This is a genomic window from Pseudomonas sp. Tul2A7 (assembly GCF_054790505.1).
This window is the reverse complement of record NZ_CP186499.1, coordinates 3,548,837-3,574,928: the sequence shown is the minus strand read 5'-3', so window position 1 is coordinate 3,574,928 and position 26,092 is coordinate 3,548,837. Positions and strand designations below refer to the sequence as shown.

Genomic DNA, 26,092 nt, shown 5'->3' with positions numbered 1-26,092 from the left:
GTTGTGTCAGATAACATTAAAGTTGAATGACGCACCGCTTTCGCGAGCAGGCTCGCTCCCACATTCTGATCTCCAATACTTCAGGATTAGCGGCGTTTGCTGCCTCCGAGTAATGAGCCCATCAAGCCGCGCACCAATTGCTTACCGAGGTTATTGGCAGCCTGGCGCATCGCCGACTTCAGCGCCTGGCCGGCAGCGGTGCCGAGGAACTCTCCTGCTCTGTCGGCGAGGCTTGGCTCTTCTTCTGCTGGCTTACCCGCTGGCACTTCGGCTTCAGGCGCCAGCCCTTTGCGCCCCATCAGAATTTCATACGCCGACTCCCGATCAATCGGCTTGTCATAGCGCCCCTTGAACGGCGAGCCGGCAATCAGCACCGTGCGTTCGGTTTCAGTCAACGGCCCGATTCGCGATTGCGGTGGCGCCACGAGTACGCGCTGGACCATTTCCGGCGTGCCTTTTTCAGTCAGCGTACCGACCAAGGCCTCGCCAATCCCCAGTTCAGTCAACACAGACAGACTGTCGAACGCCGGATTCGGCCGGAAGCCGTCCGCCACCGCACGCAGGGATTTCTGCTCTTTGGCGGTGAACGCGCGCAAACCGTGCTGAATGCGTAAGCCGAGCTGCGCCAGTACGTCATCGGGCAAATCCGCCGGCGACTGCGTGACGAAGTACACGCCAACGCCTTTGGAACGGATCAAACGCACCACTTGCTCCAGCCGTTCCTGCAAGGCCTTGGGCGTATCGCCAAAGAGCAAATGCGCTTCATCGAAAAACAGCGCCAGCAGCGGTTTATCGGCATCGCCGCGCTCCGGTAACTGCTCGAACAGCTCAGCCAGCAGCCACAACAGGAACGTTGCGTAGACCTTCGGTGCCTCGTGTACCAGACGACTGGCGTCGAGCAAGTGAATGCGCCCACGGCCGTCGGCGGTCGGTTGCAGAATGTCTTCGAGTTGCAGTGCCGGTTCACCAAACAAGGCTTCGGCGCCCTGCTGCTCAAGGATCGCCAAGCGGCGCAACAGCGCCTGACTGGAGCCAGTAGTCATCAACGCGGCGTCATCGCCCAACAGCTGCGGATTGTCCTTGAGGTGATTGAGCAGCGCTTTCAGGTCTTTCAGATCCAGCAGCAACAGGCCTTCACGATCGGCGACTTTGAACGCTGCGTAGAGCGCCGACTGCTGACTGTCGGTCAGTTCCAGCAGGCTGCCGATCAGCAGCGGGCCCATTTCGCTCAGCGTGGTGCGCAATGGATGACCCGACTCACCGTGGATATCCCACAAGGTCACCGGATACGCCTGCGGCTTGTGGTTTAGCCACGACATCCCGGCGATACGCTCGGCGACCTTGCCTTGCGGGTTGCCGGCCGCACCGAGGCCACACAGATCGCCCTTGATGTCAGCGGCAAACACCGCGACCCCGGCGTCGCTGAACGCCTCGGCCAAACGCTGCAAGGTGACGGTTTTACCGGTACCGGTGGCGCCGGCGACCAGACCGTGGCGGTTCGCCAGGCGCATGGCCTGAGCAATCTGTTGGCCTGCGAGGTCGGCACCGATTACGAGTTGCGAGGAGTCAGGCATTTTGTCACCCAATGGTTAATCTTTGATTCTGCATGGCCGATAAAGAAGAGTGAGAGACCCGACCACAAGTCAGGCCGGACATTTCCCTAAGGAGAGACGGAAATATCAGCTTGTTTTCACCCTTGCCCATTTTGCGCGCCTCTATAAAAGCACGCCCTGGACATTAAGACCTTAGCGGAACCCCAAGCCATGAACAAAAATCTGCGCTTCAGCCATAAAATTTTGCTTGCCGCCGCCCTCATCGTCATCGCCGCCTTCGCCTCGTTCACCTTGTACAACGACTGGCTCCAGCGCAATGCGATCCGCGATGACCTGAACAACTATCTCAACGAGATGGGCGAGGTCACTGCCGGCAATATCCAGACCTGGCTCAGCGGTCGCATTCTGCTGATCGAAAACGCCGCCCAGAACATTGCCATCAACCCCGAACCTGCCAACGTCGCCAGCTTGCTGGAACAGAAAGCCCTGACGTCGACGTTCATGGCTTCCTACCTCGGTGACGCCACCGGTCACTTCACCATCCGCCCGGATGCGAAGATGCCGGACGGTTTCGATCCCCGCGTGCGCCCTTGGTATAAAGGTGCCGAAAGCAGCAGCACCTCGACCCTGACCGAACCGTACATCGACGCCGCCACCGGCCAGTTGATCATTTCCATCGCCACCGCCTCGAAAAAGGCCGGTCAGAGCGTCGGTGTGGTTGGCGGCGACTTGAGCCTGCAATCGCTGGTCGACACCCTCGCCGCGCGGGATTTCGACGGCATGGGTTATGTGTTCCTGGTCAGCGCCGACGGCAAGATCCTCGTGCACCCGGACAAGGCTTTGGTGATGAAATCGCTGAAAGAAGCCTATCCGCAGGACACCCCGCGCATCAGCAGCGACTTCAGTGAAGTCACCGTTGACGGCAAGACGCGCATCGTCACCTTCGCGCCGATCAAAGGCCTGCCGTCGGTGAACTGGTACATCGGTCTGTCGGTGGACAAGGATCAGGCCTTCGCCATGCTCAGCGAATTCCGCACCTCCGCAGTGATTGCGACCGTAATTGCCGTGGCGATCATCATCGCCCTGCTCGGCATGCTGATCCGCCTGCTGATCCAGCCGCTACACGTGATGACCCGCGCCATGGAAGACATTGCCGACGGCGAAGGCGACCTGACCAAACGCCTGACCATCGTCAATAACGATGAATTTGGTGTGCTCGGTACCGCGTTCAACCGGTTCGTCGAGCGTATTCACGGTTCGATCCGCGAAGTGTCGTCGGCGACCGGTCAGGTTAACGAAGTCGCTCTGCGCGTGGTCGCCGCGTCGAACTCGTCGATGTACAACTCCGATCAGCAAGCCTCGCGCACCAGCAGTGTCGCCGCAGCGATCAACCAGCTCGGCGCCGCCGCGCAGGAAATCGCCCGCAATGCTGCACAGGCCTCGAATCAGGCCAGCGACGCACGCGGTCTGGCTGAAGATGGCCAGCAAGTGGTGGATCGCAGCATCAAGGCGATGAATCAGCTGTCGAGCATGCTCAGCGCGTCGAGCAGCAACATCGAATCGCTGAACAGCAAAACCGTGAACATCGGCCAGATTCTTGAAGTGATCACCAGCATTTCCCAGCAAACCAACCTGCTCGCGCTTAACGCGGCGATTGAAGCGGCGCGTGCCGGTGAGGCCGGTCGTGGTTTTGCGGTGGTGGCCGATGAAGTGCGCAATCTGGCGCATCGCACCCAGGAATCGGCACAGCAGGTGCAGACCATGATCGAGGAGCTACAAGTGGGCGCCCGTGAATCGGTGAGCACCATGAGCGACAGCCAGCGCCACAGTCAGGACAGCGTGGAGATTGCCAACCTGGCTGGCGAACGCCTGAACAGCGTGACCCAGCGCATTGGCGAGATCGACGGGATGAACCAGTCGGTGGCGACCGCGACCGAGGAGCAGACCGCTGTGGTCGAGTCGATCAACGTCGATATCACCGAGATCAACACGCTGAACCAGGAAGGCGTGGAGAACTTGCAGGCGACGTTGCGCGCATGTTCGGACCTGGAGCAGCAGGCTTCGCGTCTGAAGCAGTTGGTTGGCAGTTTCCGCATCTAAGATCAAAGGCCTACCCCCTCACCCCAGCCCTCTCCCCCAAGGGGGCGAGGGGGAAAGGGAGCCGATCTTCATGCTGTTCAGAACCTGAGTTCGACTGAAGACTTTCAAGTCGATGTATCAAGCCCAAACGCCTCGATCAGTCCCCTCTCCCTCAAAAGGGCGAAGGGGAAAGGGAGCCGATCTTCATACTGTTCAGAACCTGAGTTCGACTGAAGACTTTCAGGTCGATGCATAAAGCCCAAACACCTCGGTCAGTCCCCTCTCCCTCTGGGAGAGGGTTAGGGTGAGGGTGAGGGTGCTCTTCAGCTCTACCGCGCAATCCCGACCGAACATCTATTCTTGATAAAGGTCAACCAAGGGAGAACCACGCAGCGGAGGGTTGATCACCGTGCATATCGCCGACATCACCATGTTCTACGCCCCGGCCAGCGGTGGCGTGCGCACTTATCTGGATGCCAAACACCGCCGGTTGAGCGTCAAACCCGGCACTCGCCACAGCCTGTTGATCCCCGGTGCGCATTTCAGCGAACACGACGGTGTTTATACGGTTCCCGCCCCCGCCCTGCCGTTCGGCAAGGGTTATCGCTTCCCCCTTCGCCTCGCCCCTTGGCGCAACGTGTTGCACGATTTGCAGCCGGAGCTGATCGAAGTCGGTGACCCTTACCTGACCGCATGGGCCGCGCTGGATGCGCGGCGACAGCTGGATGTGCCGGTGATCGGGTTTTATCACTCGGACCTGCCATTGCTGGTCGGCAATCGTATGGGCCATTGGGTCACGCCGAATATCGAGGCGTATGTCACCAGGCTTTACGGTAACTTCGACCGGGTATTGGCGCCCAGTCAGGTCATGGCTGACAAACTTACCGGCCTCGGCGTACGCAATGTCTTCGTGCAACCGTTGGGCGTCGATCTGCACACCTTTCACCCCAATGCCCGCGACCCGCAACTGCGCGCAGAACTGGGCATCGCCGAAGAAACCCGGTTGCTGATTTTCGCCGGACGCGGTTCGAAAGAGAAAAACCTGCCGGTGCTGCTCAAATGCATGCAACGCCTCGGCCCGCGTTATCACTTGTTGCTGGTCGGTTCGTCGATGCCCACGGCCGTGCCGGACAACGTCAGCGTGATCAACGAATTCTGCCCTGCGCCACGCGTCGCGCAGTTGATGGCCAGTGCGGATGCCTTGCTGCATGCCGGCGATCAGGAAACCTTCGGCCTGGTGATTCTCGAAGCCATGGCCTGCGGCATTCCCGTGGTGGCGGTGGCGGCCGGGGCGTTCGAAGAGATTGTCACTGAATCCTGCGGTCTGCTTTGTGCACCGAACAACCCGCAGGCGATGGCCAATGCCGTGCGCGAACTGTTCAGTCGCGGCTGTACCAGGCTCGGCGCTCAGGCCCGCCAGCATGTCGAAACTCACTACGCCTGGGACACGGTGGTCGACAGCCTGTTGGGCCACTATCACGCGGTTCTCGGACATACGCTGCCACGGGTGGCCAATGCCTGAATCGGTGAATAATTCCGCCGTCTTGCTGGTGCTGCACGATGTGGCACCGTCGACGTGGGCGGACTACCAACCGTTTGTCGAGGCCGTCGACGCAATGGGCAACGTGCCGATGACGTGGTTGGTCGTACCCGACTTCCACCGGCACAATGCCCTCGACGATCACCCGGCATTTTGCCAGATGCTCGATACGCGCGTTGCCCGTGGCGATGAGTTGGCGTTGCATGGTTATTTCCACGATGACCAGGAGCCAGGCCCGACGACACCGCGCGACTGGTTCATGCGCCGCGTTTACACCCATGAAGGCGAGTTCTATCGTTTAACCCGTGAAACCGCCCTCGCCCGTCTGCGCGCCGGCATCGAAATCTTCCAGCACCGCGACTGGCCGCTGCACGGTTTCGTTGCCCCGGCGTGGTTGATGAGCGACGGCACCCGCCAGGCCCTGCGCGAGTTACCGCTGCGCTACACCAGTGATCCGCAGCATCTTTATCGTTTGCCGGATTTCACCCCCCTCGATGCCCCTGGTCTGGTCTGGAGCGCCCGCAGCGCCTGGCGAAGGGGCTTATCGAAGATGGTCAGCGAGCAGCGTCAACTGCGTTGGCGTCAGGCGCCGGTGATTCGTCTAGGCTTGCATCCCGTGGACATGCGCCACGGTTATTCCCGTGATTACTGGCTGCACACCCTCGAACGACTACTGAGTGAAGGACGCGTACCGATGACCAAAATCCACTGGCTCGACCAACAGCGCGGTCAATGGGGACACGCTGCATGAGTCGCGGCATTCTCTTGCTGATCGGCCTGCTCGCGGCGGTGCTGATTCCGGTTGTGCTGGGTGGCGGCGAAACCTGGGCGCGACTGCAGAGTTTCCCGTTGCACTGGCTGCTGATCATGTTCGGCATGATCCTGCTCTGCTGGGGCATCAATACCTTGCGCCTGCGCCTGTTGCTCGGTGATCAGCGCGAGCGCGTCACGCCACTGCAAAGCCTTGGCGTAGTAATGGCCGCCGAGTTCGCCTATTGCGCCACTCCCGGCGGCAGCGGCGGGCCATTAACAATCATGGCCCTGCTGGCCCGATCAGGCGTGCGTCCGGCCCGGGGCAGCGCGGTGTTTGCCATGGATCAGCTCAGCGATTTGCTGTTCTTTCTCTGCGCCCTCAGCGGGATTCTGATTTATGCGCTGTTCCAGCACCTCAGTGATCGCCTCGAGTGGTTACTGACCGTCAGTGCAATTTCGCTGTTCGGCGGTTTGTTCAGTTGTGTGCTGGTCGCGCGCTATCACCGCACCTTGATTCGCCTGAGCGGTCGCCTGTTGGCAAGGATGAACGTCAAGGCCGGTACCCGTCGTCGCTGGGCGCGCAAGTTACTGCACTTTCTCGCGGCGTTTACCGATACGTTGAAGTTGCCCTGGCAAACATTGATCAAAGTATTCGCCCTGACCTGTGTGCATTGGTTGCTGCGCTACAGCGTGCTGTATCTGGCGCTCCGCGGGTTGGGCGCCGACTTGCAGTGGGCGTGGAGTTTTCTGGTGCAGATGCTTTCGCTGGGCGCCGGGCAATTCAGCCTGCTGCCGGGCGGTGCCGGGGCGGCTGAGTTGACCTCGGCAGCGCTGTTGGCGCCAATGGTGGGGAAATCCACCGCAGCGGCGGCGATTCTGATCTGGCGGGTGGTGACGTATTACTTTTATCTGCTGGTGGGTGGCCCGGTGTTTCTGTTGATGTTGGGCCGGCCGCTATTGAAGAAGCTAATGAACGTCAGACAGGCTTCTTGACGTCGTCCTGATGCTCATCCTGGAGTTGTTCCCACAACTCGGCAGCGCCGGGAAACTCGGTGCCATCTTCCGGGCTCATGTCTTCGGGATCATATCGACTCAAACACCCCTCGCCCACCGTAGCCGGTGCTTTGGAAGTGGCTTTGTCCAGTGGATCACTCATGAAGGTTTCCTCGGGGCTGAAATGAACAAGGGTCTGAGCGATTGAACGCCCAGACCCTTGGTTTTTCAAGCCTGCGTGAGTTCGATCAGAACACCACAGTCTTGTTACCGTGCACCAGCACGCGATCTTCGAGGTGATAACGCAGGCCACGAGCCAGCACCATCTTCTCGACATCACGGCCGAAACGCACCATGTCTTCGATACTGTCGCTGTGGCTGACACGGACCACGTCCTGCTCGATGATCGGACCGGCGTCCAGCTCTTCGGTCACGTAGTGGCAAGTCGCGCCGATCAGCTTCACACCACGCAGCGACGCCTGGTGATACGGCTTGGCGCCGACGAACGACGGCAGGAAGCTGTGATGAATGTTGATCACCTTGTGCGCATATTCGCGGCACATGTCCGGCGGCAGAATCTGCATATAACGCGCCAGCACCACCACTTCGGCGTCGTGCTGTTTGACCAGACGCGATACTTCGTCGAAGGCCGGTTGCTTGTCCTGCGGATTGACCGGGACATGGTAGTAAGGAATGCCATGCCACTCGACCATGCTGCGCAGGTCGTCGTGGTTGGAAATCACGCAGGAAATTTCGCAGTCCAGCTCATCGCTGTGCCAGCGGTGCAACAAGTCAGCAAGGCAGTGGGATTCGCGGCTGGCCATCAGCACAACACGTTTTTTCTGCTCGGTGTCGGTGATGCGCCAGTCCATCGAGAACTCTTCGGCGATCGGCGCGAACTTCTCGCGCAGCACTTCAATACCGAAAGGCAGCGAATCGGCACGAATTTCGTGACGCATGAAGAACCAGCCGACCTGATTGTCCGAGTGGTGGCTCGCTTCGGTGATCCAGCCGTTGTGGGCTGCCAGAAAATTACTGACTTTGGCAACGATGCCAACGCGGTCCGGGCAAGATATCACCAGCCGAAAAGTGCGCATGAGGGGGGAACTCCAGAACTTCGCAAAGGCGGCCATTCTAGCGATTGCGCGGCAAAACTGCAGTACTGATGAGCGCCCACGCGCGCACTGCCTCGACACTCGGATTTCTGACGGCGACAAACGTCACCCTCGTGGCGCTGCGCGAGCCCTGTTTGATCCTTTGACTGTGAATATCTGTGATGACTGCATCACACTATTTAACTGAACATTCAAATTGCCGGTTTCTTTCGTAACTAATTTAAATAAAAAGTCCGGTTAAATGTTTACTTGATGAAACAGCCTGACTATTATTGCGGCACTGTCCCCTGCCATTCAGCACTCTACTAAGGTAGTAATCATGTCCTTGATCAACGAATATCGCGCCACCGAAGAAGCTATCAAAGAGCTGCAAGCCCGTTTGAAGAACCTGTCCGAAGACGACAAACTGCAAGCCGAGCTGGAATTCGAAGGCAAACTGCGCACCCTGATGGGTGAATATTCCAAATCCCTGCGTGACATCATCGCGCTGCTGGATCCAGAATCGAAAACCAAAGCACCACGCGGTGGCGCAGTAAAAACTACCGGCACCAAGCGTGCTCGCAAAGTTAAACAATACAAAAACCCGCACAACGGCGAAGTCATCGAAACCAAGGGTGGCAACCACAAAACTCTGAAAGAGTGGAAAGCCAAGTGGGGCGGTGATGTGGTTGAAGGCTGGGCTACCCTGCTGGGCTAAGCCGCAGTACCCGTCGCAGACCAATCTGCCACGAAAAGAAACGCCAGCGAATGCTGGCGTTTTTTTTATCCGCGAAAATTAGCGCCGATCATGTTCGATTTCAAAGATTCAAACGTTTGCGTAATGCCTGGACATAATTCTGCCATTCATCGAGTACGGCTCTCTGCATCGGTGTCGCACTAAGCGACCATTGCTCTGCGGCCTCTGTAAAAGATTGCAAGGTATTCGGCGCACCCCATTCAGGTGTGGACAAACGCTGCTGACAAAATATCCGCCAGCGTTCCTGCTCTTCAAAACTCAAGGTCTCGGGAAAGTTACGTGCTCGATATCGAAAGAGTAATTCAGGCAAACGTTCATCATCGAAAGGCCATTGCTCTTGCGCTAATTGCGAAGGGTCAGCGCTCCTCACTTGCTCACATAGACGCCGGTCGCGGTCACCGATAAAACCGTCGTACAACTGTTGTTCCGGATCCTCGCTCGGGGTGAAATCTTCGCTGACATAAATCGCAGCAACTTTATCTTTCCAAACTTGTTGTGCGTCAGTTAGTCGCAGCGCGCGTTCCTGATAAAGCGCCATGTCCAGACCCAGCCTTTGCTGATCCTGCGCACGCAGTACCGACAGCGGAGCCACCACCGGGCAACGGTTGACATGAATCAGCTTGAGCGGCACCGGCAACTCGCCCTCAGGCAAATCGTCACGGCGGGTGTACAAGCGCTGGCGCAGGGTTTGCGCATCCAGATCGAGCAAGCCCTGCGGATCGAGGTGCAGGTCGCAGACGATCAAGGCGTTGCGGTTTTTCGGGTGCCAGGCCAGCGGCAGCACCACGCCAACATAACTGCGCGCCGCCGAGAAGCGCCCGGAAACATGCACCAGTGGCTGCAACAAGCGAATCTGATCCATGACTTTTTGCTTGCTGCGCAATTGGAACAGCCAGTCATACAGTTTTGGCTGCTTCTGACGGATCAACCGCGCCAGGGCGATGGTCGCGCGCACGTCCGACAGGGCTTCGTGGGCATGACCGTGATCAATATGGTTGGCGGCGGTCAGGCGTTCGAGCTTGAGCGTCACCCGCCCGTCGTCGTCCGTCGGCCAGACCAGCCCGTCGGGACGCAGCGCGTAGGCGGCGCGCACCACGTCGATCAGATCCCAGCGACTGTTACCGCCCTGCCACTCGCGGGCGTAAGGATCGAAGAAATTGCGATACAAACTGTAGCGCGTCATCTCGTCGTCGAAACGCAAGGTGTTGTAACCCGCCCCGCAGGTGCCGGGGGCAGCCAGTTGCGCATGAACGCGGGTCATGAAATCCGCTTCGCTCAAACCGTTTTCGGCGAGTTGGCCCGGGGTGATGCCCGTGATGGCGCACGCCGCCGGGTGCGGCAGGATGTCTTCGCTGGGCTGGCAGTAGAGGTTGACCGGCTCATCGATCTCGTTGAGGTCATGGTCGGTGCGAATCCCGGCGACCTGCAACGGACGGTCGCAGCGGGGATTGATGCCAGTGGTTTCGTAGTCGTACCAGAAGATTGAAGTCACGGGCGGTTCCTGAACTGAAGATCGGCGAAGTCTAGGCGTTCAACCGCGCTCGCGGCCAGCCTCGCGTCATTCAATCACTGCGAGCCACACGCAGTGCAATACATAGTTATGTCGTTTCCCCCCGTGAGGCTGCTAGCATCGACCTCACTTGCCCCCCGAACAGGCGAACATCAGGTAGCCCATGCTCGAGCCTACAGCACCGCCAAGGAAAGCACCGCTGGCCCCGCCGCTGGATACGCGGTATCAGGTCGAAACGCCGGAAGGCATCGATCTGCCGTTGCGCCCCGCCGGGCTGATGGTGCGCGCCGTGGCCTTCGCGATCGATCTGGCCTTACGCGGCGTGATCATGGGCGTGCTGCTCATCGCCCTGGCGTTTCTTGGCAAGCTCGGCATAGGCCTGGGTTCACTGCTGCTGTTTGCGATCAGCTGGTGGTACATGGTGCTGTTCGAAGTGCTGCGTCAGGGTCGCTCGCCGGGTAAACAATGGATGGGGCTGCGCGTGGTGCACGACGACGGCACTCCGATTGGCTGGTCGGCCTCGCTGCTGCGCAACCTGCTGCGCTTTGTCGATCTGCTGCCCTTCGGTTACTTCCTTGGCACCCTCAGTTGCCTGCACCACCCGACCTTCAAACGCCTCGGCGACATCGCTGCCGGCACGCTGGTGGTCTACAGCGAACGCCCGCTGAGTCGACCGCAACTGCCTGAAGCCGAACCACGGCGTTCGCCCGTCCCCCTGACGCTCGCGGAACAACGCGCCGTGCTGGGTTTTGCCGAGCGCCAAGGGGAATTATCCTCAGCGCGGGTCAATGAACTGGCGGCGCTGCTCGCCCAGCCTCTGCATATTTCCGCGCCCAAAGCTGTCGCTGAACTCAACGGCATCGCTCGCGGCTTGTTGGGCCCGACATGAAGCAAAGCCTTTTCGAAAGTCGCCACAAGGCCGAATGGGAGCGTTTTGCGCTGGCCCTCGAACGCCTTGAACATGGCAAGGACACCTCACAAGTCGCCGGTTTCCCCAAGGCCTATCGCAGGCTTTGTCAGCATCTCGCGCTGGCTCAGGAGCGCGGCTACAGCAGTTTCCTAATCGACTCACTGCAGCAACAGGTGTTACGCGGGCATCAACAGCTATACCGCCACCGCAGCCGGCTCGGCGCTAATGTGCTGAGTTTCATCCTCGCCGACTTTCCCCGTCTGGTGCGCGCCGAATGGCCCTTTGTACTGGTCGCCAGCCTGCTGTTCTTCGCCAGCCTGATCGGCGTCGGCGTGTTGGTGTATGTGTTTCCCGAACTGATCTACAACCTGATCCCCGCCGATCAGGTGCGCGAGATGCAAGGCATGTATGACCCTGTCGCCGGCCATCTCGGGCGCCCCGCCGAGCGCGCGGCCAGCGAAGACTGGGTGATGTTCGGTTACTACGTGATGCACAACATCGGCATTGCCTTCCAGACTTTCGCCAGCGGTTTGTTGCTGGGCGTGGGCAGTGCGTTCTTTCTTCTCTACAACGGCATGGTCATCGGTGCGGTCGCCGGGCATCTCAGCGAGATCGGTTTCGGCCAGACCTTCTGGTCATTCGTCATCGCCCACGGTGCCTTTGAACTCACCGCCATTGCCCTCGCCGGCGCGGCCGGCCTGGAACTCGGCTGGGCGTTGATCGCACCCGGACGGCTGACCCGCAGCGAAGCGCTGAAACGGGCGGCGCGCAAAAGTGTGCTACTGGTCTGCGGCGTGATGTTGTTCCTGCTGATTGCTGCGTTTATCGAAGCCTATTGGTCATCGAAAACCAGCGTCACGCCACTGACCAAATATCTGGTCGGCGCCGGGCTCTGGGTCTTGGTCGCAGTCTATCTGTTATTCGCCGGACGGACCCGCCATGCGCCTGAGTGACGCCACCGTGGTGATCCGCCCGCGCACAACCTGGGAAGCCATGGACCTCGGCGTGCTGATGAGCCAGCAACATCGGCGTCTGCTGATGACCAGTTGGGCGATCGTCACCCTGCCGCTGTTCGCCCTGCTCAGCCTGCTGCTGTGGGACTCGCCGTCGCTGGCGGTGTTTATCTTCTGGTGGTTGAAACCAGCGTACGAACGCCTGCCGCTGTACATCCTGTCGAAAGCGCTGTTTGGCGAAACGCCGACACTCAAGCAAGCCCTGCGCGAATGGCCGCGCCTGCTCAAACCGCAACTGCTGGCCAGCCTGACCTGGCGCCGCCTGAGTTTCAGCCGCAGCTTTCTGCTGCCGGTGCTGCAACTCGAAGGCCTCGATGGCAACGCGCGGCAACAACGCCTGCACGTGCTGCTGCAACGCAACGCCGGCGCCGCGCAGTGGCTGACGATCATCGGCGTGCATCTGGAAACCGCGCTGTGGATCGGCTTGATGGTGCTGTTCTACATGTTGCTGCCGCAACAGGTCGAAACGGATTGGAGCTGGCAGTCACTGATTCTCGCGGCGGATCAAGACTGGCGCTGGCTGGAACATCTGACCAATGCTTTCTACGCGCTGGTGCTGGTGGTGTGGGAGCCGATCTACGTTGCCTGCGGTTTCAGCCTTTATCTGAACCGACGCACACAACTGGAAGCGTGGGACATCGAACTGGTGTTCCGCCGCTTGCGTCAACGTCTGAACCACGCTGTATTGGGATTGCTGCTGGCGGTCTGTCTGGTGTTGCCGAATATGCCGTCGACCTGGGCGGCCGAGCCTGATGACAGCCCGCAGGCGCCGCGCCTGTTGAATCAGCCGCTGACCAGTCAGGCCTCCCGGGACAGTATCAAGGCGCTGCTTGAACAGCCGCCGTTCAAGAACAAGGAAGTCGTCACCCGCTATCGCTTTGGCGACGACCCGGCGAAACCTGCCGAAGCACAAAAACCGGGTGAAGCGCCGCAGTGGCTGAAAACTCTGCTGGGCTGGCTCGACGGACAACACTTGAATGTGCTGGCGAAGGTCATTGAAGTGCTGTTGTGGGGCACGCTCATTGCTGCGCTGGGCTGGCTGGTCTGGCGCTATCGCGAGTTTCTCAAGGCCTTTGTCAGCCGCCGCCCCAGACTGCCTTCCAAACCAAAACGCGCGTTGCCGCAGCAAGCCTTCGGTCTGGATTTGAACCGCGACACCTTGCCTGACGACATCGCCGCCCATGCCGAACAACTGTGGCAAAGCCAACCCCGCGCAGCGTTGGGCCTGCTCTATCGAGGGCTGCTCAGCCATCTGCTCCACGACTTCGATCTGAGCCTGAAACCCGCCGACACCGAACTTCAGGTGCTCGCGCACGTGGAGCAATTGCAACGCCCCGAACTGCTCGCCTTCAGCCGCAGCCTGACCAACCACTGGCAGAACATGGCCTACGGGCATCGCGTGCCGGCAGCGCCGCTGCAACGCGAATTGTGTGATGGCTGGCGTGCCTTGTTCGGCCCCGGAGCCGCCCGTTGAGTCGCCGGACATTGTGGTGGGTCGCGGCGTTGATCGCCCTGTTAATCGGGACGCTGAGCGTGTTCCTCTATCTCAAGGCCAAGCCTTATCAGGAAGAAGTCGATCACGGCCCCTCACCCGCCGCGCAAGCCAATCCTTATCTGGCGGCCGAGCTGTTTTTGCGTGAGCGCGGCCTCACGGTCAGCCATGCCGAAAGCCTCGCGGTACTGCCGGAAATCGACCCTCGCCGTCATACGTTGCTGTTGTTCAACGACCGCTCGCGCATGACCCCGCGTCAGGTTGAGCAAGTGTTGAACTGGACGCGGGCCGGCGGGCGGCTGGTGTTCGTCGCCGAATCGCTGTGGGATGAGCAGAGCAAACAAAGCAATGACCTGTTGCTTGATCGGGTGCAACTGCATCAATCCCTGAGCAAGGATCTGAAAGACCTGCCCGTCGACGTGGCGCCAGACCGCTTCCCGAAATTGACCAAACTCTATCTGGAAGACGAAGACGCCCCGGCCTACGCCGGTTTCGATACCGACTTCCACCTCGACGACCCGAAGAATCTTGCGCAAGCCTGGGCCAACAGCGCCAAGGCCACGCACATGATGCAACTGCCCTACAGCCTTGGCTCGATCACCGTGGTCACCGACGCCGAGCTGTGGAAGAACAACACCATCAGCCAATACGACAACGCCTGGCTGCTCTGGTACCTGAGTGCCGACACCGACGTCACGTTGATCTACAACACCGAGCACGATGGCCTGCTGACCTTGCTCTGGCGCTACTTCCCGCAGGCGATTGTCGCCCTGCTCGCGTTGATCGGCCTGTGGCTCTGGCACGTCGCGATACGCCACGGCCCGCTTCAGCGACCCGCTCCGAGCGGACGCCGGCAGTTGCAGGAGCACCTGCGCGCCAGTGCCGATTTCCTGCTGCGCCACAACGGCCAACAGGCACTGCTGCAAGCACTGCAACAGGATGTGCTGCGTCGCGCCCGCCGCCGCCATCCCGGCTTTGATCAATTGAACGTTGCCGAACAATGGCTGGCATTGTCGCGCCTGACCCGGCAACCCACCCGCGCTATCAGCCAGGCCCTGAGCCCGGTGCCGAACCGGCGGATCTCCAGCGCCGATTTCTGCCGCCAGGTCGCCCACCTGCAAACCCTGAGGAACACGCTATGACCGAACAGATCGAGCCCGGCAGCGCCAGCCACGCCGCCCAGCAACGCCAGCGTGCCAGCCAGTTGGCGCAAGCGGTGCGCGGCGAATTGCAGAAGGCCCTGATCGGCCAGAACCCGGTGATCGACGACGTGTTGACGGCGCTCATCGCCGGTGGCCACGTATTGCTTGAAGGTGTGCCGGGGCTGGGCAAAACCCTGCTGGTGCGCGCGTTGGCCCGTTGTTTCGGTGGCGAGTTTGCGCGGATTCAATTCACCCCGGATCTAATGCCCAGCGACGTCACCGGCCACGCCGTGTACGACCTGCAAACCGAGCAGTTCAAGCTGCGCAAAGGCCCGCTGTTCACCAACCTGTTGCTGGCCGACGAGATCAACCGCGCCCCGGCGAAAACCCAGGCGGCCTTGCTCGAAGCGATGCAGGAACGGCAGGTCACGCTCGAAGGCCGCGCCCTGCCCATCGCGCAACCGTTCATGGTGCTGGCCACGCAGAACCCGATCGAACAGGAAGGCACCTATCCCCTGCCGGAAGCCGAGCTCGACCGCTTCATGCTCAAGGTACGCATGGACTACCCGGACGCGGACCAAGAGTTGAACATGGTGCGCCAGGTCAGCCGTTCAACCCGCGCCGACATGCTCGATGTGCAACCGCTGCGCACTGTGTTGCAAGCCAAGGATGTGCAAGCCCTGCAACGCATCGCCAGTGACTTGCCGCTGGACGATCAGGTGCTTGACTACGCCGTGCGTCTGGCCCGTAGCACGCGCACCTGGCCGGGGCTGATTCTCGGCGCCGGGCCCCGCGCCTCGATCGCACTGGTGCGATGTGCCCGCGCCCGCGCGTTGTTGCGTGGCGGCGAATTCGTGATCCCGGACGACATCAAAGGCTGTGCACTGGCAGTGCTGCGCCATCGCGTTCGCATCGCCCCGGAGCTGGACATTGAAGGGCTGCAGGTCGATCAGGTGCTGCAGCAACTGCTCGACCAGATTGCGGCGCCGCGCCTGTGAAACCCGCGCGCCTGCTGCTGATCTGGCTGGCCCTGCTGCTGGCCATCGGCATCGTGCTGGGCACTTTGCGGGCACTGGAAGTCGATATCCCTGCCAGCCTGATGTCGATCAACTGGGGGTTGCTGCTGGCGCTATTGGCCCTGGCGGTGCTCGATGCCCTGCGCCTGCAACGTCTGCCAACACCCCGCGTCACCCGACAGATGCCCGGCAGTCTTGCGCTCGGCCGCTGGGGTGAAGTGCGCCTGGAAGTCGAACATGACTTCAGCGAACCGACGCACATTGAACTGTTCGATCACCCGCCAGCAGGGCTGAGTTTCGAAAACCTGCCGCTGTCGATTGAATTGCAACCCGGCCGGCGCAGCCTGCTCGGTTATCGATTGCGCCCGCTCCAACGCGGCCATTTCAGCTTCGCTCACTGCGAAGTCAGCCTGCCCAGTCCCTTGGGATTATGGACAGGCAAACGCCTGCTCGATGTCAGCGACCAGACCCGCGTCTACCCCGACTTCGCCCGACTCTACGGCGGTGAACTGCTGGCCGTGGACAACTGGCTCAGCCAGCTCGGTGTGCGTCAGCGCCAACGGCGCGGTCAGGGTCTGGAATTCCATCAGCTGCGCGAATTCCGTGAAGGCGACAGCCTGCGCCAGATCGACTGGAAAGCCACCGCCCGCCAACGCACACCGATTGCCCGCGAGTATCAGGACGAGCGCGATCAGCAGATCATCTTTCTGCTCGACTGTGGCCGATCGATGCGCAGCCAGGACGGAGAGCTGTCGCATTTCGACCATGCACTCAATGCTTGCCTGCTGCTCAGTTACGTGGCCCTGCGCCAGGGCGATGCGGTGGGCATGAGCACCTTCGCCAGCGAACAGCCGCGCCACCTCGCGCCAGTCAAAGGCGCCGGGCAACTGAACGTGCTGCTCAACACAGTGTATGACCTGGATAGCACACAACGCCCTGCCGACTACCAAGCCGCCGCCAATCAACTATTGGCCCGGCAAAAACGCCGGGCACTGGTGGTGTTGGTCAGCAACCTGCGCGATGAAGTCGACGATGAACTATTGGCTGCCGTCAAACGCCTGAGCACACAGCACCGCGTGATGGTGGCGAGCCTGCGCGAAGAGACGCTAGACGCCCTGCGACATGCACCGGTGCAAACCTTGCCCGAGGCTCTGGCCTATTGCGGGACGGTGAGTTATTTGAACGAGCAGGCAGAACTCCATGAGCGCTTGAGGGCTCATGGGGTTCCGGTAGTGGATGTCCGGCCAGCGGAACTGGGGGGCGAACTGGTGACGCGGTATCTGGCCTTGAAGAGTGCCGGAGGTTTTTAAGCGCCTTCTTCAGCTGGAAAGGTGCTGATTTATTCCCAGGAGCAAAACTCACGATCAGACAGTGCTGCCGTCATAGTGATTGTAAATTTTCAGTTCGGCAGTTACGCCGCTGTACGTATTAACGAACGCTTCACCGGCAAGATCGGTTGTTACGTAGTAGGTCTCGCTTGAATCGGAATGCTGAACGGAGACTTGAACTCCCGGCGCAAGCTCTTTCTCCAATTTGGAGGTCGCCCGAATGAAATTTTGGGTCATTATTTCCCCGTTCCCCATTTGAATGTCTTCGCGCCACCGCTCTGCATCCACCCAGTTATGCGCCAGGCGCATGGCCGCTGGCGAAATAAGCCATTGATCATTCCGTGTCTTCAGCGTCAGGGCAAACGCGCCATCCCGGGTACTTTCTCGGCAATCGAGAGTCCAGAACAACCAGTCTTGTCCGAGTTGATGTTCCTGTGCAAGATCAGGCGTTATGCTCAATCCAAGGCTCTCGGCGCTTTCGCCTTGCCATCCCAGCCTTACATAGGCCCCTGTCAGCGAACTGCCAGACTTTGCCCGCAATCTGATTACATGCGCCACGCGATGACAAGGATACAAAGTGTCATGCCCAAAGACCTTCGCAAAACTGTCGAACTGCATGTCCAGCTCTGCCTCGATATCAAACAGTTGCCCCGGCAACAATCGATCCGGAATGCTGGGACTGGTCAACTTTAAAGTGAAGTCGCCATTGCGCCATGGGCCTTCGTTATTAACGGACCATCGAATGGGTTCACCGTCCACCGGACGCAAGGTTTCAAGATCCGGATCAAACGTCAGCCCGAGCGCCTGCGCCCCAGATGAGTCTTCAAGTGCCACTTCAGCCCAGGGGATCAGCCAACTGTGCGGCCTTACCCTTAATTCCAGGTCGTAAGCGGTTGCGTGAGACAGCAGCAGTTTCCCGTCGACAAGGCTCACCTCTTCGCCATTCAGCCAAAGCGTGAATTCCTGCAACCAGGTGTCCGAGTTTGCAATCGCGGTAAACATCATCGATCTGACCTCCCATCCGGCGTAGCCGCCCTTCACAGCGGCAAGCAACCAACCCTCCTTGATCGGTGGGAGTCTGAACGCGACCTCGGCCTTGCCGTTACCATCCGTTTTCGTCGGGGTGATCTTGATGCCCGGGTATTCCCATTCCACGTCGACATCAACGAGGGGCTCGCCTGTTCTGGCAGAAACCACAATGACCTGTGCGCTCACTTCTTGCCCCGGATATCCCGTCGGATCAGAACTGATCAACGACTGGATTTCCCGAGGCTCATGCACGAAAAACGGCAACGCTATCGAATCCGAGTGCAGTGCTCCGCCCACCGATACGGTCAGCTCCAGCGCTCCCGGTGTAGTCGGCACAAACTCAATCTTCGCCACCCCGTGAAAGTTGGTGATCGATGTCACCTCTCCAAGGTCGGGGCTGCGCCAGGTCACAGTGACCCCAACCATCGGCTTGCCGCTGATCGAGGAGATGACCGTGATCTGTTCAGTCACGGCATCGCCCCAGAACAACGTCTGATTGACCCGCTGGCGTTCAGCGATCTTCACCACCTGTTCGCCTTGTCCCAGCGACATGGCGTTCACGGGAGACAGACTGGCCAGCCGCGTGGACGAGCAGTGCAATCCAAAGCTGCCATCCTTGAGGTCGTCCACCCGGAACCTGTAGGTCAGTCCTGCGGACGAAAACAATCTGGGATCGCCCAACCTCGGTTCCTCAAAACGGATGCCGAGTGCCGCTGGCCCGGACTCCGTCATGCCCAGTGTCAGGTACTGACCCAGCAAGTCACTGCCGTCCAGCGCTCGCACGCGCAGTTCATGTTGACCCTTGCGTCGCGGAAAGAACGTTTGTTGACCCATTGGCTGTTCCGACTGCTTGTCGAAACTGACCATCAGCCCCTCCCAGGGATCACTGGCCAGCGATCTGACTGTCATTGGACGACGATCTTCGTAGTCGTCATAACGACTGAGTACCGCTGCGGTTACCGACTCTTCCCCGGCGACCTGCGGCCTGAAGTCAAAGCCGCTCCAGCCATCGGTCGTGGTTTGGATATCGCGAGGATTGTCATCGATGATCCAGCTCACCGGTGCCTGATCCACGGGGCGGTTGGTGTAATGCGAGTACACCTGCACCCACATCCACGCAGGATCTTGCCCGACAACCGGATCCACCGCCGACTCGCGCCATGCCTCGAATCTGACTTTGTTGTGAGCCAGTGTCATCGGCTTGGCGATCGCCTCGAAACTCAACTGAGGCAGGGCCAGGGTCAGAGCAAAATCGCCTTGCGTCTCACTGCCGGTGAAGTCCAGCGTCCAGATTGCGCCGCCGTCGTTCAGTGTCTGCGTATGCTCCAGCGGCGGGGCGACGGTCGCGCCCAGTGAATCGGCCGGTGTGCCCGACCAGATCAGGGATGCCTCAAGCCCCACCAACGGGCTCAGTGCATGAGGTAAAACGTTGAAACGGTGAACGGCCCCCAGGCACGGATACAAGCTGCGATCATCCAGCGCCGATGGCACCTGATCGAGCATCAGCGCCATTTCCCCCGTCAGTTCCGCAAACATCAGGCGTCCTGCCAACTCGCGAACGTTTGTCTCGCCTTCAAGGCGCAGTTCCAGCTCAAACAGGCTGCTGCGGCTGGTGCTGCTGTCGGAGACCAGTTGCCATTGCGGCCCTGGCAACGTCAATGGCTTGAGCGTTCCCAAGTCTGCGGGCCGCAACCCGATATCAGGATCAACGCCGCGCCAGTGCAGACTGATATTGCGCCCGAGCCAATCACTGCCGGCAACCGGTTCGACTCTGAGGGTATGAGTCTGTCCACGTCGGCAGAGCACGCCAAGTGTATTGTGTTGAACCTCAGCATCGTCGAGCCAGATTTTCACCTGACGTCTCCAGGGGCTGGTGGCATAGGCCGTGACGGTGAAGGGGTGCTCGACCGACATCGCTTCCGGGTGCGCCTTGAGCCGGGCCGTGATGGTCTTTTCCCCGGCAGTTTTCGGCGTATACAGCAAACTGGCCCAGCCGCCCGACCCAGTGGCACTGTGGACCGGGTCACCGTCGGGAATCACCCATTCGACCAACGCATTGCTGACCGGATCACCATCGCCTCTGGCCACTTCATGCACCGCTTGCACCCGCAGCAGCACGCTCTCGGCCTCGTCGACGATCGGATATTTGTTGGCCTCACGCACCTCCCCCACCTTGATCCGGTTGCGCGCCAGCGACATCGGTTTGGCTACAGATGGCAACAACAGCTTTGAGCAGACCAATGACAGATCAAAGCGACCGTCGAGCCGGTCCTCGCTGGTCAGCGTCCAGAGGCTGTCGCGCCCATCGAACGGAACCGGCTCCTCGAGCGGCGGCCTGACCGTGATCCCCAATTGCTCGTGCCCGACGCCGCTCCAGTGCAGCGACAGATCAGTGCCCTGCAACGGGCTGTCGTCGAGCAGGCGCACGATGACAGGGTGCGCGGCGCCCCGGTTGGGATAACCGGTCACGTCCCACTGCGTTTCTATCTCCTCGACGACGGATCGCAACGCCTTCCACGGATCAGTCGCCAACACCTTGACCGCAAATTCGTGGGTCACTTCGCCACTGGCGTAATAAGGGCTTTCGACCGATGCCTTGATGACCACATCACCCGCAGTACTCGGTGCAAAATCAAAGTGAACCCAGCCTTGCTCGTCAGTGATCTCGGCCAACAGTACACCTTGCCCGGACGCCGTCCAGGTCACTGTCCGGCCATCCAGTGCCTGGCCGGTGTAGAACGAAACGACTTGCACGCCGAGCCGGACACTCTGCGCATATTCAAGCACCGGGTAGTAAGCCGCTTCCTGTACCTCGCGAAAGGCCAGGCGGTGATGCCCCAGCGAAACGTCAATCGCATAAGGTTCGGCGCTGTACTGGTTAACCAGGCTTATCGAAAAATCGTCGCTTTTCTCTTCGCCGATCGCCGGGCAGTCGAGCGACCAATCCGACAGCAGCGCCTGATCGACACCCCATTCAGGATCAGCCTTGACCGCGTCCATCGGGTTGCCGTGGCTGGTCAATGCGATCTGGGTATCCAGCCAGGCGCTGCCGGCTACAGGCATAAAAGACAGCTTGTGTGGCATGAAAAGAGGGTCGTCCGATGCGCCGCCAAGGGATGCCCCCAGGCACAGATACAACGTCTGGCCTGGCGTCAGGGTTTCCTCGTCCAGACTTAGCGCCTGCAGTTTCAAGGGCTCCAGTTTCAGTTGAAGGTCGATGCGTGTGATAAGCACAACCGAGCGATTATCTGAAGAATTGCTCGGCACACCGCTGACTTCGAAGGTCAAGGTGTCGCCGCTGTCGAACGCCAGGTGATCCAGCGATTCGCGATAGGCAATCGGAATGAACTCCAACGGCTGTGCCGCCGCCAGACGAGCGTTATCGTCTTCAAGACTGCGAAGCGTCTCGCGCTTGAGTTCGATGCTCATCAACTCCGTGTTGCCCTTGAGGATGCGCAACGTTCCGAGCTGGCCCGACCAGTCAGGCCCCGGGCGAAACTCGCACAAAAATGTCAGTTCGTAACTGGCGCCGGTATCGGGCTTTTTAGGCACTGATACCTGCTGTGTAACCGAGCCACCGACCCCCGCCACCAGGAAACTGATAAACGCGCCTTCATACATTTCACCCGTTAAGCTCACTGGCCCTTTGTGAGTCCAGTGCGTGATATGGTCGGAAAAATCACCGTTGAGCACCAGACTTTGATTCGCTTGGATGACTGGCTCATGCATGATCGCTCGCTCCTTTGGCCTGTTTGTTCAGCCTGGCGTTTTCAGCCTGGGTGACCAGGTCTACGACTTTCTGGACGAAGGTCGGCTCTCCGGCTTTGGCGGTGTAATGGATACGCACAATGATGTCGGTCAACGACGCAAGCATGGCGGCCTGCAGCCGTTTACCCGACCACGGGACACTCAATCTCCAGTTGGAGATCGCGCCAGTGCATTCAAACGGACGGAGCAGGCCTTCATCGGGCTTCATGTTCGTCAGACCGTTGTCAGCGATCCCCACCGACAAGGCTATTTGCTGAGCGCTGCGCAAATTGATCACCACATCCAGCGGCGCTACCCCGCCCGGATTGTGCAAGTACTGCACGGACTGCATGGTTGGCCGGGTCGCCGTCATGCTACTGATCTGCAGCAAGGTCGCCCGCACGTCCTCATAGGGTCCGGTCAGGACCGGCAGATCGACCTCTACTGAACTGATCTGCCGGCAGAAATGTCCGGGATGATCGCGATCGAACAGCAACTGGGTCAGCTTGAATTCCAGTACTCCGGTGTCTGTCAGTTGCTGCAAGGCATCCGCCCAGCTGGCAATGCCCACCTGAGGTTCCACTTCGTCGTCGTCGTCGAACAACTGTCGCAGGGATATGGTTTTTACCAGCTCCAGCCGTCGCTCGTGGCGTTGCAGATATTCACGCTCCAGACGCAGCAGATGCCCGCGCAACTGCTCACCGGCGGTCAGCCCATGACGATGGTCGAGCCACACCTGAGGCAAGGGGATTTGCGTATCGTAATCACCGGTTTCGGCGGCCAGCGAAGCCTGGGCGCTGAGGCACAGGCTGATGACCGCATCGTAGGCCTGATAGTGCAGCGCCTTGAGCTGGCCGAGCATCCAGCCGAACAGTTCGGCATTGCTCGCACGTTTTTTCAGATAGTTGTAGACCGTCAATGCCTGACTGTTGGCCCGCAGGGTCTGCGCAAGGCTGGATCGTGCCGCAGTGACCGCATGATTTTGCGCCACGATTTGCTCATCGAGCGCACGCACCTCCGCCATTGCCTGATTACGCTGCAGCGCCCATTCGCCTCGGCGACGCCGGTAACCTTCGGTCGTGGCCTGGCTGTCGGCATCGATCTGCAACAGCGACGAGGAAACCTCCATGGCGAAAGCCGCTGCATCAAACACATGTTCCGGTTTGAAGCCGCCATTGGAGGTGCCGAATATTTTCGGCAACGCCCCGATGACGCCCCCGGCGGTCCTGACGACCCTGGCCTGCAACGCGGAGGTTTTCGACTGTTTCAGGCTCGACATGACCTGATATTCGATCGCCGAGACGTTTTCGTTGTAAAGCGCTGTGTAAGCATCCGCCCGCTCCTGCGCCATGGTCCGGCTTTGCTGCAGCGCTGTCACATTCGCCTCCAGCTGAGCGATCGACTGATCCTGCACCGTTTCGACGTAGCTGCCCAATTCCACCAGATGGTTTTGCTGCAATTCTTCCTGCTCGGCGCGATCACGCCGCTCCAGCAGATTGAGCACCTGACTGCCGTAATCCTGCAGCGCCTGCACGGCCCGCAGTGCGACTTCGAACGTCACACGCCAGCGGAAGGCATTGACCACCATTCGCCCACCCATCGGTCTCGGCCCGGCCACGCCAGCGGTCGCCAGGTCGCGCAGCAATTGATTGGGATCCGTCGCCGGGCTGAACAGCGCAAGATCCATAGGCCTGCCCTCTATGGTGAGATTGTGGCGCAGGTTGTGCATCCGTAGTTCAGGCGCGGCATACAGGTCGAGCAGCGACTGATTGATGGGGATTTCAAAAGGCCCACAGGCCAACAATCCGAGCATCGGCGGGGTATCGGAAGCGACCGGGTAATCAGCCTGGCTGAAATTCAGCGTCTTTTCAAAGGCTTCGAGCCGCGGCCGCACAGTGCTCTGCTCCAGCAGGTCGGCGACCGTGGTGGTTTGCCAACGGGTCGCCGTGTTGGCGGTCGGTGCCTTGCCCATCAGAAACCCGGCCTGGACGTAGCACAGCTTGGCGGCCACCAGACTGTCGCGGGTCAGTTGCCGGTAATACCAGTCGCCCCAGCTCATCAGGTTTTTCACATAGTCGGTGAATGCCAGAATCTGCATGTGCGCCGGTGCTGCGTAGCCGATGGCATCCGGATCCGTGGGGTTCTGAACTTCACAACCCGGATCGCCTGGAGTCCTGACGATGTCCAGGGGGCGGCAACGCCAGTACGACGGTTTTGGGTTGGGATAATCTGGATGCCCCAGAGGATCGGCAGTTGCCTGTGGATCGAACACGTAATGCAGCCAGTTTTGTGCCTCACGGAAGCGCTCTTCATCGCGCAAGCGCGTGGCCATCAAATGCGGCAGATGGAAAAACAGCTCCCAGAAAAACAGACCATTGGCGCCGTTGAAAGCACCATTGGGCTCAACGAACGCCTCCCCGGTGGGCGGCGGCTCGGCAATGAACTGAGTGTTCCAGTCCAGCACGGCGTCCACGGAACCATTGGAGCGCTGCACCAGTTCCGGGCCAAACAATGAATTGAGCCGGACGAACTTCAGTTGCAAGTCAGACTGATTGAAGGAAAGAAACTGCGCCGCATCGACAGCGTTTTTGCACAAGGAGGGCGGGACGAAATCCTTGAGGTTGACGATGGTCAGGTGAAATCGCTTATCGCCGGTATAAGCGGTGGGGCCGGCTAATGCAAAAGTGGTCGAGCTCGGCCATGAGCCTTTTTCTCGGCTGGATACCAACGATTCGGTTACCCAACCACCCGCCTGATCCAGCTCTTGTTCCAGCACTTCAGGATCCTCACCTGAACCGCCCACAAGCCACAGTTTGATCTTCACCATGGCACTGGCAAGTCCGGTGGGCCTGCAATATCCCTGCACCGTGATCTTGTCTTCATTTCCCACCCGCAACGCCATGACTTGCAGATCCATATGCGGCGTCAGGAAACCCTCTGTCTCAACACGGGGAACGACCGTCACCTGGCTGCTCAGCGGATGCTGAACCGTTTCGTTGCTGACGAATCGATGCTGGAGCGCCAGATCCAGCCATGCCCCACCGTCGCCGGCGACCGGGCGCATCAACACGTCGTAAACCGCATGCACCCTCAGCGGTTCCTCAGGCGGATTGTTACCAGTACCCGCACTTATCCTGCCCGTCAGCAAAACCCCCAGCTTGCCCTTGGGATCCAGATAATCGCAGCGCTCACTCGCAATCAACCGGGTGCCCGGCAAAAGGTTGCGCTCGTATTCCGAACTGTGCAGGCGCAGCGGCGCCGACCATTGGCCGTTCTGGGTCATGAACGCCAGATTGATGTCCAGCTTGTAAGGAATATCGATTGAGCCATCTTTCGCTGCGACCTTCACACGCCATTGCGCCCAGACCAGACAAAACCGGCCATTCCAGAACACCGGGCGAATATCCAGCACCTCGTCGGCAACGGGGATTTCCACGGCTTGCCATTCACTCCAGGCCGCAGGATTGACCGCCACACTCTGGCTGCCCAGTTCAATCTCGGCCTTGCGCCAGAAGTACTGGAAGGGCTGCACCCGCTGTCGCCCGACAAAGTAATAATTGGCGCGGGCCGGCGTCATGCTGTCCATGTAGCAACTGATCACATCCAGATCGCAGGTTTGTTCGAAGGTCTGCAGGTAGTCCTGCAGCGCCGACTGCACGGAATCGTTGCTCAAGCGCGCCTGATTGAGATTGTTTTCAAGGGTTCTGAACAGGCTGGTCTTGCGCAGGCGTACAAAGGGATTGATGAAGTTTTCCGGGTAACACGAAATCAGCTGCACGGCGGCCCAGTCGGGGTAGTTGTTGTACAGCTCCCATTCGAGCAGATGCCGATTGTCGAACGTTTGCTTCTCAAAGCCGGGTTCCAGCTTGCGATACACCGCATGAATGTACTGCTGTGCACAACTGGTCGCTTCGGCTACCCACGAACTCCGCACCTGGTAAGTGTCCAGTGGATCCATGCGCAGCAGTTCGAACAGATCGGCCGCCGTTTTCAAGAACGGATATTTCGCATTGGCCACCTGGCCGATGCAGTATTCGAGCAGTGCCGCGCGACGTTTTTCCAGCAGCCCGCCAATGTTACTCAATGCCATGATCCTGCTCCTTGGGATATGCTCCGGGGACAACCGTTAGCCAGGC

17 protein-coding genes and 1 pseudogene are annotated in these 26,092 nt (G+C 59.8%); 12 read left to right on the top strand and 6 right to left on the bottom strand.

Annotated features, from left to right (window positions below; all coding sequences use genetic code 11):
• Positions 1-86 precede the first annotated feature (86 nt).
• On the bottom strand, positions 87-1,574 hold the full coding sequence (locus ACOYXJ_RS16025; protein WP_150794546.1) for a helicase HerA-like domain-containing protein: 1,488 nt from the start codon (positions 1,572-1,574) through the stop codon (positions 87-89).
• Between the two features lie 189 nt (positions 1,575-1,763).
• Between ACOYXJ_RS16025 and ACOYXJ_RS16020 the strand changes: the two are divergent.
• The 5 genes and pseudogenes from ACOYXJ_RS16020 to ACOYXJ_RS16000 form a co-directional block, all read left to right on the top strand.
• Positions 1,764-2,747 (top strand): annotated as a pseudogene (locus ACOYXJ_RS16020) (HAMP domain-containing protein); the annotation flags it as partial.
• 141 nt (positions 2,748-2,888) lie between these two features.
• Positions 2,889-3,653: a methyl-accepting chemotaxis protein gene (locus ACOYXJ_RS16015; protein ID WP_371043227.1), complete on the top strand. Its 765-nt coding sequence runs from the start codon at positions 2,889-2,891 to the stop codon at positions 3,651-3,653.
• Between the two features lie 409 nt (positions 3,654-4,062).
• A complete protein-coding gene (locus tag ACOYXJ_RS16010; RefSeq protein WP_460372964.1) occupies positions 4,063-5,154 on the top strand; it encodes a glycosyltransferase family 4 protein in 1,092 nt (363 codons plus the stop codon).
• Positions 5,147-5,923, top strand: coding sequence for a DUF2334 domain-containing protein (locus ACOYXJ_RS16005; protein WP_150794548.1), 777 nt, complete (start codon positions 5,147-5,149; stop codon positions 5,921-5,923). Before ACOYXJ_RS16010 ends, ACOYXJ_RS16005 begins: the two co-directional genes overlap by 8 nt.
• Complete coding sequence (locus tag ACOYXJ_RS16000) at positions 5,920-6,918, top strand: lysylphosphatidylglycerol synthase transmembrane domain-containing protein (RefSeq protein WP_460370404.1); 999 nt, start codon at positions 5,920-5,922, stop codon at positions 6,916-6,918. The genes ACOYXJ_RS16005 and ACOYXJ_RS16000 overlap by 4 nt, the downstream gene beginning before the upstream one ends.
• Here ACOYXJ_RS16000 and ACOYXJ_RS15995 read toward each other — a convergent pair.
• Both ACOYXJ_RS15995 and purU read right to left on the bottom strand, forming a co-directional pair.
• Complete coding sequence (locus ACOYXJ_RS15995; protein WP_460370402.1) at positions 6,902-7,081, bottom strand: hypothetical protein; 180 nt, start codon at positions 7,079-7,081, stop codon at positions 6,902-6,904. The two genes, ACOYXJ_RS16000 and ACOYXJ_RS15995, sit on opposite strands and share 17 nt — an antisense overlap.
• A gap of 85 nt (positions 7,082-7,166) precedes the next feature.
• Positions 7,167-8,015, bottom strand: a complete 849-nt coding sequence (gene purU, locus ACOYXJ_RS15990) for a formyltetrahydrofolate deformylase (RefSeq protein ID WP_007912774.1) — start codon at positions 8,013-8,015, stop codon at positions 7,167-7,169.
• Positions 8,016-8,352: 337 nt separating this feature from the next.
• Between purU and mvaT the strand changes: the two genes are divergently transcribed.
• Entirely contained in the window at positions 8,353-8,730 is a 378-nt protein-coding gene (mvaT, locus tag ACOYXJ_RS15985) for a histone-like nucleoid-structuring protein MvaT (protein WP_016983124.1), read from the top strand.
• Between the two features lie 100 nt (positions 8,731-8,830).
• Here mvaT and sbcB read toward each other — a convergent pair whose 3' ends face one another.
• Positions 8,831-10,261, bottom strand: a complete 1,431-nt coding sequence (gene sbcB, locus ACOYXJ_RS15980; protein ID WP_150794552.1) for an exodeoxyribonuclease I — start codon at positions 10,259-10,261, stop codon at positions 8,831-8,833.
• Positions 10,262-10,442: 181 nt separating this feature from the next.
• Between sbcB and ACOYXJ_RS15975 the strand changes: the two genes are divergently transcribed.
• Genes ACOYXJ_RS15975 through ACOYXJ_RS15950 form a run of 6 tightly spaced genes read left to right on the top strand, consistent with a single transcriptional unit; the run spans position 10,443 to position 17,162 of the window.
• The gene (locus ACOYXJ_RS15975) at positions 10,443-11,168 is read left to right on the top strand and encodes an RDD family protein (protein WP_150794553.1); all 726 of its coding nucleotides are present in this window, start codon (positions 10,443-10,445) and stop codon (positions 11,166-11,168) included.
• The gene (locus ACOYXJ_RS15970) at positions 11,165-12,142 is read left to right on the top strand and encodes a stage II sporulation protein M (RefSeq protein ID WP_460370399.1); all 978 of its coding nucleotides are present in this window, start codon (positions 11,165-11,167) and stop codon (positions 12,140-12,142) included. Before ACOYXJ_RS15975 ends, ACOYXJ_RS15970 begins: the two co-directional genes overlap by 4 nt.
• Positions 12,129-13,676, top strand: a complete 1,548-nt coding sequence (locus ACOYXJ_RS15965) for a DUF4129 domain-containing protein (protein ID WP_460370397.1) — start codon at positions 12,129-12,131, stop codon at positions 13,674-13,676. Before ACOYXJ_RS15970 ends, ACOYXJ_RS15965 begins: the two co-directional genes overlap by 14 nt.
• The gene (locus tag ACOYXJ_RS15960) at positions 13,673-14,836 is read left to right on the top strand and encodes a DUF4350 domain-containing protein (RefSeq protein WP_460370395.1); all 1,164 of its coding nucleotides are present in this window, start codon (positions 13,673-13,675) and stop codon (positions 14,834-14,836) included. Before ACOYXJ_RS15965 ends, ACOYXJ_RS15960 begins: the two co-directional genes overlap by 4 nt.
• On the top strand, positions 14,833-15,834 hold the full coding sequence (locus ACOYXJ_RS15955; protein ID WP_460370393.1) for an AAA family ATPase: 1,002 nt from the start codon (positions 14,833-14,835) through the stop codon (positions 15,832-15,834). Before ACOYXJ_RS15960 ends, ACOYXJ_RS15955 begins: the two co-directional genes overlap by 4 nt.
• Positions 15,831-17,162 (top strand): DUF58 domain-containing protein, encoded by a 1,332-nt coding sequence (locus ACOYXJ_RS15950; RefSeq protein WP_460370391.1) that lies wholly within the window; start codon positions 15,831-15,833, stop codon positions 17,160-17,162. The genes ACOYXJ_RS15955 and ACOYXJ_RS15950 overlap by 4 nt, the downstream gene beginning before the upstream one ends.
• Positions 17,163-17,216: 54 nt before the next feature.
• Here ACOYXJ_RS15950 and ACOYXJ_RS15945 read toward each other — a convergent pair whose 3' ends face one another.
• Both ACOYXJ_RS15945 and ACOYXJ_RS15940 read right to left on the bottom strand, forming a co-directional pair.
• A complete protein-coding gene (locus ACOYXJ_RS15945; RefSeq protein WP_460370389.1) occupies positions 17,217-21,938 on the bottom strand; it encodes an Ig-like domain-containing protein in 4,722 nt (1,573 codons plus the stop codon).
• Complete coding sequence (locus ACOYXJ_RS15940) at positions 21,931-26,046, bottom strand: Tc toxin subunit A-related protein (protein WP_460370387.1); 4,116 nt, start codon at positions 26,044-26,046, stop codon at positions 21,931-21,933. Before ACOYXJ_RS15940 ends, ACOYXJ_RS15945 begins: the two co-directional genes overlap by 8 nt.
• Between the last annotated feature and the right edge of the window lie 46 nt (positions 26,047-26,092).

Coding starts and splice junctions, on each gene's coding strand:
- ACOYXJ_RS16025 (WP_150794546.1), bottom strand. CDS start 1,574: ATGCCTGACTCCTCGCAACTCGTAATCGGTGCCGACCTCGCAGGCCAA.
- ACOYXJ_RS16015 (WP_371043227.1), top strand. CDS start 2,889: ATGTACAACTCCGATCAGCAAGCCTCGCGCACCAGCAGTGTCGCCGCA.
- ACOYXJ_RS16010 (WP_460372964.1), top strand. CDS start 4,063: ATGTTCTACGCCCCGGCCAGCGGTGGCGTGCGCACTTATCTGGATGCC.
- ACOYXJ_RS16005 (WP_150794548.1), top strand. CDS start 5,147: ATGCCTGAATCGGTGAATAATTCCGCCGTCTTGCTGGTGCTGCACGAT.
- ACOYXJ_RS16000 (WP_460370404.1), top strand. CDS start 5,920: ATGAGTCGCGGCATTCTCTTGCTGATCGGCCTGCTCGCGGCGGTGCTG.
- ACOYXJ_RS15995 (WP_460370402.1), bottom strand. CDS start 7,081: ATGAGTGATCCACTGGACAAAGCCACTTCCAAAGCACCGGCTACGGTG.
- purU (WP_007912774.1), bottom strand. CDS start 8,015: ATGCGCACTTTTCGGCTGGTGATATCTTGCCCGGACCGCGTTGGCATC.
- mvaT (WP_016983124.1), top strand. CDS start 8,353: ATGTCCTTGATCAACGAATATCGCGCCACCGAAGAAGCTATCAAAGAG.
- ACOYXJ_RS15975 (WP_150794553.1), top strand. CDS start 10,443: ATGCTCGAGCCTACAGCACCGCCAAGGAAAGCACCGCTGGCCCCGCCG.
- ACOYXJ_RS15970 (WP_460370399.1), top strand. CDS start 11,165: ATGAAGCAAAGCCTTTTCGAAAGTCGCCACAAGGCCGAATGGGAGCGT.
- ACOYXJ_RS15965 (WP_460370397.1), top strand. CDS start 12,129: ATGCGCCTGAGTGACGCCACCGTGGTGATCCGCCCGCGCACAACCTGG.
- ACOYXJ_RS15955 (WP_460370393.1), top strand. CDS start 14,833: ATGACCGAACAGATCGAGCCCGGCAGCGCCAGCCACGCCGCCCAGCAA.
- ACOYXJ_RS15945 (WP_460370389.1), bottom strand. CDS start 21,938: ATGCATGAGCCAGTCATCCAAGCGAATCAAAGTCTGGTGCTCAACGGT.
- ACOYXJ_RS15940 (WP_460370387.1), bottom strand. CDS start 26,046: ATGGCATTGAGTAACATTGGCGGGCTGCTGGAAAAACGTCGCGCGGCA.